At 68.4% G+C, this 8,489-nt stretch carries 8 protein-coding genes; 5 read left to right on the plus strand and 3 right to left on the minus strand.

Features of this window, described 5'->3' with window-relative positions:
• Positions 1-1,163, minus strand: a 1,163-nt coding sequence (locus VF330_RS19205) for a cation:proton antiporter (protein WP_330853006.1), incomplete at its 3' end; no start/stop codon positions are given.
• Between the two features lie 5 nt (positions 1,164-1,168).
• A complete protein-coding gene (locus VF330_RS19210; RefSeq protein ID WP_330853007.1) occupies positions 1,169-1,642 on the minus strand; it encodes a cation:proton antiporter regulatory subunit in 474 nt (157 codons plus the stop codon).
• 18 nt (positions 1,643-1,660) lie between these two features.
• Between VF330_RS19210 and VF330_RS19215 the strand changes: the two genes are divergently transcribed.
• The 3 genes from VF330_RS19215 to aroH all read left to right on the plus strand — a co-directional run bounded on the left by VF330_RS19215 (position 1,661) and on the right by aroH (position 3,696).
• On the plus strand, positions 1,661-2,788 hold the full coding sequence (locus VF330_RS19215; RefSeq protein ID WP_330853008.1) for a DUF1015 family protein: 1,128 nt from the start codon (positions 1,661-1,663) through the stop codon (positions 2,786-2,788).
• Positions 2,789-2,985: 197 nt separating this feature from the next.
• Positions 2,986-3,312, plus strand: a complete 327-nt coding sequence (locus VF330_RS19220) for an STAS domain-containing protein (protein ID WP_330853009.1) — start codon at positions 2,986-2,988, stop codon at positions 3,310-3,312.
• Positions 3,313-3,333: 21 nt separating this feature from the next.
• Positions 3,334-3,696 (plus strand): chorismate mutase, encoded by a 363-nt coding sequence (gene aroH, locus VF330_RS19225; protein ID WP_330853010.1) that lies wholly within the window; start codon positions 3,334-3,336, stop codon positions 3,694-3,696.
• A 13-nt stretch (positions 3,697-3,709) separates the two neighbouring features.
• Here aroH and VF330_RS19230 read toward each other — a convergent pair whose 3' ends face one another.
• Positions 3,710-4,144 (minus strand): pyridoxamine 5'-phosphate oxidase family protein, encoded by a 435-nt coding sequence (locus VF330_RS19230; protein ID WP_330853011.1) that lies wholly within the window; start codon positions 4,142-4,144, stop codon positions 3,710-3,712.
• Positions 4,145-4,347: 203 nt separating this feature from the next.
• On the opposite strand from VF330_RS19230, the gene VF330_RS19235 reads away from it, so the two are divergent.
• Positions 4,348-6,135, plus strand: coding sequence for a hypothetical protein (locus VF330_RS19235; protein WP_330853012.1), 1,788 nt, complete (start codon positions 4,348-4,350; stop codon positions 6,133-6,135).
• 6 nt (positions 6,136-6,141) lie between these two features.
• The gene (locus VF330_RS19240; protein ID WP_330853013.1) at positions 6,142-8,343 is read left to right on the plus strand and encodes a TIR domain-containing protein; all 2,202 of its coding nucleotides are present in this window, start codon (positions 6,142-6,144) and stop codon (positions 8,341-8,343) included.
• The last annotated feature ends 146 nt before the right edge of the window (positions 8,344-8,489 follow it).

Consider the following 8,489-nt stretch of genomic DNA (forward strand, 5'->3'; position numbering starts at 1 on the left):
TGCCTTCTCCGTTGAAAGAATTCACCGATTGGCTCAACGTACTTGGCCGCGATGGGCCCGAGGATCGCCATCAGCAGCACGTACGCGGTCGCCAGGGCGGCCAGCTCGCCGTCCACCTGACCAGACGCCACGGCCAGACCGGCGATGACGATGGAGAACTCCCCACGCGCCACGAGCGCCACACCGGCGCGCATGCGTCCCATCTTGCCGATGCCCTGCCGCCGCGCCGCCCACCAGCCGGTCACGATCTTCGTGGCGGTCGTGACGACCGCCAGCGCCACCGCGATTCCCAGAACGGGTGGAATCGTGCGCGGGTCGGTGTTGAGGCCGAAGACGACGAAGAACATCGCGGCGAACAGGTCGCGCAGCGGTTCCAGCAGCCGCGTCGCGTTCTCCGCCGTCGATCCGGAGATCGCGATGCCGAGCAGGAACGCGCCGACCGCCGCCGACACCTGCAGCTGCGAGGCGACCCCGGCGACGAGCAACGCCGAGCCGAGCAGCTTCAGCAGGAACACCTCGTGGTCCGGACTGTCCACAATGGCCGAGATGAACCGCCCGTACCGCAACGCCACCACGAGGACCACCGTGATCGCGAGCAGCGAGATGCCGACCGACGTGAGGCCGCCGAGGAAGCTCACCCCCGACAGCACGGCCGTGAGCACCGGCAGGTACACGGCCATCGCCAGGTCCTCGAAGACGAGGACGGACAACACGACCGGCGTCTCGCGGTTGCCCAGCCGGCCCAGGTCGCCGAGGACCTTCGCGACGATGCCGGACGACGAGATGTAGGTGACGCCCGCCATCGCGAGCGCGCCGACGGTGCCCCAGCCCAGCAGCAACGCGGCGATCGCGCCCGGCGCGGCGTTCAGGACCAGGTCGAGCACACCGGCCATCCACGAGCGCTTCAGGCCGGTGGTGAGCTCGGCCGCCGAGTACTCGAGGCCGAGGAGCAAGAGGAGGAGGACGACGCCGATCTCGCTGGCGAGGTGCGTGAACTCGTCGATGCCGTGCAGCGGGACGAACCCGCCCACGCCGAAGCAGAGACCGCCGACGAGGTAGAGAGGGATCGGCGAGATGCCCATCCTCCGAGCGACGCGGCCGAGAAGTCCCAGACCGAAGAACACCGCGCCGAGCTGGATGATGGCGATGGTCGTCTCGTGCACTGTGCTTACCCGCCGTGGAGGATCTCGGCGGCGGCGTCGAGGCCCTCCGCGGTGCCGACGACGACCGCGAGGTCGCCGTTCTCGAACAGGAAGTCCGGGCCGGGCGACGGGTGGGCGTTGCCCGCGCGCACCACGGCGACGATGGACACACTGGTCCTCGTGCGCAGGGCCGTCTCCCCGAGCGTGCGGTTCGCGAACGCCGTGACCGGCAGCTGGCGGGTCGTGATGCCCTCGATGTCGCGGTGCTCCTCGCGCAGGTGGGCGACGAGCTGCGGCGCGCCGAGCAGGCCCGCGAGCGTGTTCGCCTCCTCCGGGGACAGCGGTATCGAGGCGGAGCACGAGTCGGGGTCGTTCGCCTTCGAGACGATGAGCTCGAACTTGCCGTCCCGGTAGGTGATCACGCCGACGCGGCGTCCGGCGCGGATCATGAAGTCCTGGCGCGTGCCGATTCCCGGCAGGGGCGTGATCTCTACGTTCACGCAGATCATGATACGGGGATGTTTCCGCCAGTACGCCCGGTGCGACGCGGCTGGGTGGTGCGCGACCGCGTGCCCGGCCCCGACGTCGACGAGTTCGCCGAACCCGCCCAGGTGGTCGGGGCGCTCGCCAGAGCCCCGCACGGCACGTTGCTGGCCGTGCAGCACCCCCACCGCACCCCGGCCGCCCTCGCCGCCGGCACCGGGCTGCTCGACGCCCTGCCGCACGCCCGCGCCGAGCTGTCCGCGCTGATCAGGCGGTCGTACCGGGAGGTCGCGGACGTCGTCGCGCCCTACCGCGTGGACGGCCCGGACGGCACGGCGTGCGGGCTGCTGTGCCTGGTCGACCCGGACGCGATCTCCCACACCGAGGACGTCTACCCGGACGTCGTCGCCGAACGCGGCCGGGTCCTCGCCTCGCTGGGCATCGCGACCAGCGCGGCGATGCTCGTGCCCGTCACCCCGCACGACGCGCTCACGCCGCTCGTGCTCGGCATGACCGGCGAGCCGGCCGCGTCCGTCGTGGACTCGGGCGGGCGGCGGCACTGGCTGTGGCTGGTCGGCCTGGGAGAGCTCCAGGACGCGTTCCTCGACGCGGCGGGCGCGCACCCGTTGCTCGTCGCGGACGGCAACCACCGGGTCGCGGCGGCGCGGTCGTCCGGCCTGTCCGGGCTGCTGGCGCTCATCACGTCCGGTCCCGGTCTGCGGGTCGGGCCGTTCCACCGCGCCCTCACCGGCACCGGCCTGCGCGCGTCCGACCTGGTGGCGGCCTGGCGCCGGGCCGGGCTCGCGGTGACGTCGCTGCCGCACGTCGTCGACCCGGAACCGGGCGTGGTCGTCGTGCGGTGCCCCGACGAGGTGCTGCGCGTCGAACTGCCCGCCGGGCAGGGGGTCGACCACGCCGTGGTGGAGTCGTTGCTGCTGCACACCGCCTTGGGGCTGGACCCGGAGAGCCCGTTCGTGCGGCCCGTCGTCGACCCATCGGTGGACGCCGAGGCCGTGCTGCTCATCGCGCCGGTGCCGCTGCGGGAGGTGCTGGCCGGCACCAAGATGCCGCGCAAGAGCACCTACTTCACCCCGAAACCGCGCAGCGGGCTGCTGCTCGCCGATCTAACGGCCCAGGTGGCTGGATTCGTTCGGCCCTGGTGAGGACGCGCCCGCGTCGCGAGACTGGGGTCCGTGCGCGCCCTCTTCGTCCTGGAACTTCGCCCCAGGACGGGGAGCCGGGGTGGCGCGGACGTGCCGGTTGTAGCCGTTCCGGTGATCGAGCCGGCGGCCGGGGCTGCCGATGCACTCACCGGAACCAGCGCCCGCTGAACGCGCACCCGACCCGTGAGGCACCCGCGATGGAACGAGAGACGAACCCGCTGGAGGTGCGTCGTCGGGGCGCGTCCCTGGCGCTCGTCGGCGAGGTCGACCTGAACACCAGCGACCTGCTGCGCGCGGAGCTGGAGATGGCCTGCAGGTCCGGCGACGGCCGGGGGGACGTGGTGGTCGACTTCACCGACCTGACGTTCATCGGCTCGAGCGGCCTGCACGTGCTCATCGAGACCGCGGCCGCGCTGCACGAACGGCGGCTCGTGCTGGTCGGCGGGGGATGGGCGGCCTACGTCGTGAACCTGCTCGGCCTCACCGTCACGTACCCCAACATCGTCGTCGGCGACGTCCACTGAGGACGCGCTAGGGTCGGTTCCATGGCGGTGCGAGCGATCAGGGGAGCCACGCAGATCGACGCGGACTCGCGGGACCTGCTGCTGGAGGCCACGGCCGAGCTGGTGCGGGAGGTCATGGCCCGCAACGCCCTGACGACGGACGACCTGATCAGCGTCGTCCTCACCGCGACACCGGACCTCGTGTCGGAGTTCCCCGCCTACGCCGCGCGCCAGGCGGGCCTGTCCGACGTGCCGCTGCTGTCCGCGACCGAGATCGCCGTACCCGGCGCCCTGCCCCGCGTGATCCGCCTGCTGGCGCACGTGGAGACGGACCTGCCCCGCTCGTCGGTGAAGCACGTGTACCTGCGCGGTGCGGCGGCGCTCAGGACCGACCTGAACCACTGAGCGCCGCACACCCTCAGAACTCCTTGCCGGGCAGCCACCCGTTGGGGATGTCCGTGACGCGCCACCGCGGCACCGAGACCCTGACCGCGCGGATCGGCGTGGCCAGGAACGGCGCGGCCTCGGGCACCTTGGCCACGAGGTGCCGGCGCACGGCCTCGTCCTCGGCCCCGTCGACGACCACGGCCGTACCGCGCGCCTGCAGGAACGGCTCCATCGGCGACCCGGTGGACACGACCAGCGCCACCTCGGGGTTCTCCTGGATCGCCTTGAGCGTCCGCCCGCGCTCCTCCAGCACGAGCACGAGCGAGTGCGGCCCGTCCTCGGCGAAGTAGACGCCGCTGACCCACGAGCCGTCCGCACCCGCCGTGGCGAGGAACATCGACTTGTGGGCGGCCAGCGTGCTGTGCAACAACGCCTCGACGGCGTCGTGCTGTTCGATGGTGGTCACTGAAGCCCTCCGTGTGTATCGGTGATGCGCACACCTGATCGGCTCGTGCAGGTCACGGCTGTTGCGGATTCCACCGATCGATACATTCGTCAGCCCTATTGCTCCGTTCGAGGGCTAACGACCACGTTCGCTTCGGCGACGAAGGCGGCGTGACAACGCCTACCGTCGCCGGAATCATCGCGCCTGCGGGGTACGAGCCCGTCGTGCAGGACATCTCCGGGTTCCTGAGGGGTAACGGGTTCGAAGTGCGTACCGGTGCCTCAGATGCAGAGGTGTGTGTCGTGGTGGTGGCACCAGGCCTGGGCGAGATCTGGGCTGATCACCCCGAGGCGACGGGAAAGCACCTGGTTCCGGTGAAGGTCGACGATCTCCGTGACGCCAGCATTCCTGAACAGGTCAGTGCCATCAACTGGGTGTTCTGGCACGCCGAAAACCGCCTTGCTTCGTTGGCGGCGATCCTGGTCGCAGTGTCCACCAACCAGGAAATGTGGCGGATGTTGCGCCAACTGCGTCAGGACGCTCGCAACTGGCACCTGAGCCGTCGGAACTCCGCCTTGCTCCTCACTGAACGCCTACAGGTCTTGGAATACGCGGAAGTGCTCGACGACCTCCGCCAGAGCCTCGGCGGACGAGACGACGTGCACCTGCTCGACGATTTCCTGGCCGTTTCGCGCGTCTCGTGCTTGATAGCTGCCAGGACAAGAAGACGCCGACGGACTGTCGGTGCCGCCGTTCTCGCGGTGGTTGGTCTGATATCCGCCATCCTGATTCCGAACTTGCAGAGCTTGGGACGCAGCAACCGCAATTCTCTTGTCACGTCCGGTGACGGGACGGTTTCGCGTGAGTTTCCGGAGTGGTCGGCGCTATTGTCCGCCGACCTGCTGCTCAACGGCACTGATGAGCAGCGTGACCTCGCCAGAGCGACATTGCGCCAAAGTCTCACCGCCGAGTGGTCACTCGGTGGTCCCTATCTCGGGCCCGGTTACTCGGTCGAGACCGTGTTGCCCCTGACCGGGAATCGGGATGCCGTCGCGTTGTCGAACCACGGTCAGAACGCGGTTTTGTTCGGAACCGACGTGAAGACCGGCGCCTACACCTGGCGGGTTGATCTGCCAGGGGTGTTCACGTTACTCGAGCCGGTCAGAGGTGAGGCCGATTTGGTCGCGGGCGGCGAGGGCGGGCTGCGTGTGGTGAACCTGGGCGATCACTCCGTGCGGCAGGGGCCCGCCACGCCGGTGCCGAAGCGAATGGCTGTGCTGGACGGACGGCATGCGGTGATCGTGGACAAGAACATCCGCATGTACATGGTCGTCCTTGAGCCTGGGGGGCTCGTGCGGGAAATCGGCAAGTACCAGTCCCTGATCGACATGCAGGCCACTGACGACGGCTCGGTCCGGGCGCTCGTGCGTCGTGCGGAAGGCGACTTCGCGCTCGTGGACGGTGAAACGGGGGCGGTGCTCGCCAGCGGCAGCGTGCCGGAGCCGGTAGTCGTGGCAGGTGGAGTCGTACCGGACGAAGTGAGTGCGTACGTCGCAGGTGGGGATCACCAGATCTGGCATCTCACGTCCGGGGCTCCACCGGCACCGACGGGTATCGCGGTGATCGACCGCACCAGCCTGATCCGAGGAGCCCGCGACGGGCGAGTCGTATTCGGTGGTGAGGCCCAGCGGCCACGTGTCGTCGAGTTGCCGTCCGGCAGGGATCTCGGCGTCGTGTGCAGGGAAACACCGAAGGTGTGGGACATCGCGGTCACTCTCGACGGAAATGCGGTCACCTGCACCGGCCCTCATCACAGTTCGATGTGGCGGATGCCCTCCGGAGCGCTCTTGCCTGTTCCGCGAGACATCGACGACAGAGGTCTTCTCGACCTCTTCCGCTCCCGGCAACAGGGCTGCTGGCACGAGTCGCAGCTGCTGAACGTCGACCAAGAGACCCGTGAGGCGTTGAATGCACGTGTGTGCGGCCAGGTGCCTGAACCGGAACGGAAGTGAGTCGTCGTGCACCACATTTTCATCTCCTACAGCCGCATAGATGTCGACTGGGTGACCGATCTGCGGGCCGTCTTGGAGGAACGAGGTATGCGCACCTGGCTGGACCTCCGCGATATCCCCTTGAGCGTGCCGTGGCTCGACGAGGTCACCGAAGCGATCGAGGACGCTGCGGTGTTCATGGTCTGTGATTCCCCGAAATGGCACTTGTCCGGACCGTGCGCAGTCGAGAGCGAGGTGGCCGCCGAACTGGGAAAGCCTCGGGTGACCGTGCCGGTCGGAGGTAGCCGCGTCGACGCGGTCGAACGCGCGATCGGGACGCTGCGCACCGTTCCCGCTGATTCCTACCTTCTGAGGGAGTTGCATGCTCAGGCGCGCACATGGCATGGCGCCGGGCGGCCTTCGCGACTGCTGGCATCGAAAACGCAACGAGCCAGAGCAGCCGCGTGCGCGGCTGCGGCTGGCCCGGTGGAGCGGGCATACCTTGGTGCGAGCGCACGTCGTGCTGCGAGACGCTGGACCACGTTGGCCGTTGGCGTGACGATCACGATGATCGCCGCGTTGTTCGGTGCCCTCCTGTTTCCCGTTCAGGCCAAGGTGGAGAAGCAGAATCTGGACTTGGCGGTCGGGTTTCAGCACATCGTGACTGCGAAAGCGGAGCTCGAAGCCGATCCGTACGCGGGCTTGCGCACGGCCGGTGGCTTGGGCGACACCGAGTCGGCGTTCCAGGCGGAGCTGATCGAGCAGGTGCTGGGCAAGCCTGTACCGGACGACGCGTTCCGCGTCGGCGCGGTGGTGCTCCGGTTCGCGACCAAGCCGATCGGCGACGAGGTGGTGGTCGAGGACCAGCAGCGGCATCTCTGGGCTCGTGCTGCTGGAGCGGTCAACGAGAGAAAGGCCGTGCCACACGATGGAACGGGCGCCCTGGCCCCGATGCCTTATGAGGTCGCATTGGAGGGTGATGTCGTCAGCGTGCGTCGGCGAGGCGCGCTCTACCGCAAGGTGCAGGTGCCGGATGCGACACCGGTGTTCGGATTTTCCCCGGATGGTCGTTGGCTGGCGGTCGGAGGCGGGGCGCTGACATCGGTTGTAGATGTCGAAGCGGGCGTCGTGCGACGGCGAATGGTCGGTGCTCCCGCCGCGGTGAGCGACCTGGCGTGGTCGGCGGACAGCACCCGGCTGTGGGCAGTCGCCGGTATGGAGGTCGTGTCCTGGAGGTGGACGACCGGTCGGCTGTTGGTCAACGAACCGGGGAAGTGGTTCCAGGCCGTTCTCCCGGACGTCGAGGCGAAACGCGCCTGGCTCGTAGAACGGCACGGCGAACTCAGACAGGTGTCTCTCGACGACGGCCGAACTCTTCGGCAGCTGAAGATCGACGAAGACACCGTGATCGCCGCAGGGGGCAACGGCTCGAAAGCTGTGCTGCTCGGCTTGAATGCCAACTGGCTGGTCAGGCTGAGGGACGGTGTTGCGCAGCGTTTCGGGCTTCCCGAGAACTGTGGGCCGCCGGCAGGGGTGTTGTCTCTCAACGCGGATTTCGCTGTCATCCCGTGCGACGGCAAGGATGTGCAGGTCGTGTCGCTGGCGGACGGGTCCGTGAAACGTGCGATCCGTGTGGCCGAACGGGGTGCCAGGGCGGCGACGATCACGGGACGTGGAACCGTCGTCATCGGGGGTACGAACGGCGAGGTGTTCTGGAGTGATAAGGATTCCGATGTATCTCGCGTTCTGCACGTCAACGAGTGCGGAGTGAGCGCGAACGCTGTTCTGGTGTCGCCCGCCGAAGACCGGATCGCCGCGATCGGCAACGGTGCTGCTCAGATCGGGTGCAACCTGATCGGGCGGCCGGTGGACGGCGAATGGGAGTGGAACACCAACATGGTCGGTCCACCCAGTGAGAACCGGTTCGCCTCGATCTCACTCGCGGCGCTGTCCGGTTCGTTCAGCCCATCCGGCCGCGGGTTCGTCATCGGTTACGCGGACGGCTCGCTGGTGATGCAACCAACTGATGCCCTTGCTCCGGCCAGGACTGTTCGCGACGTTCCTGGCGGTGTGCGGTCTACGTTGTTCATCGGAGACACGTTGTACCTGGCGACTCGCGAGGGCGTGCTTCAAGCGATCAGGTGGTGCGACGAGTGCTTGAGCAACGCGAGCATGGCCCGGGAGGCGGCGGCAATCTTCGCGCGAGCTGAGGCGCTCGGGCTGACCTGACCCGTCCCGCCTGCGGTGTGAGCGTCCGCACCAGGCACAATGACCACCGTGGGCGTCTCGGAGGGAGCTGTGGTGGGCCAGGGTCAGTTGCGCGGCGTGGTGGCACTCGACGGACCGTCCGGCACCGGGAAGTCCACCGTCGCGAA

The sequence above is a fragment of the Lentzea sp. genome, from assembly GCF_036380075.1.
In the GTDB taxonomy this organism is placed as follows: Bacteria; Actinomycetota; Actinomycetes; order Mycobacteriales; family Pseudonocardiaceae; genus Lentzea.

Bases quoted from the DNA above. Each gene is read 5' to 3' on its own strand.
- VF330_RS19215 (WP_330853008.1), top strand. From the start codon at position 1,661: ATGTTTCCGCCAGTACGCCCGGTGCGACGCGGCTGGGTGGTGCGCGAC.
- VF330_RS19220 (WP_330853009.1), top strand. From the start codon at position 2,986: ATGGAACGAGAGACGAACCCGCTGGAGGTGCGTCGTCGGGGCGCGTCC.
- aroH (WP_330853010.1), top strand. From the start codon at position 3,334: ATGGCGGTGCGAGCGATCAGGGGAGCCACGCAGATCGACGCGGACTCG.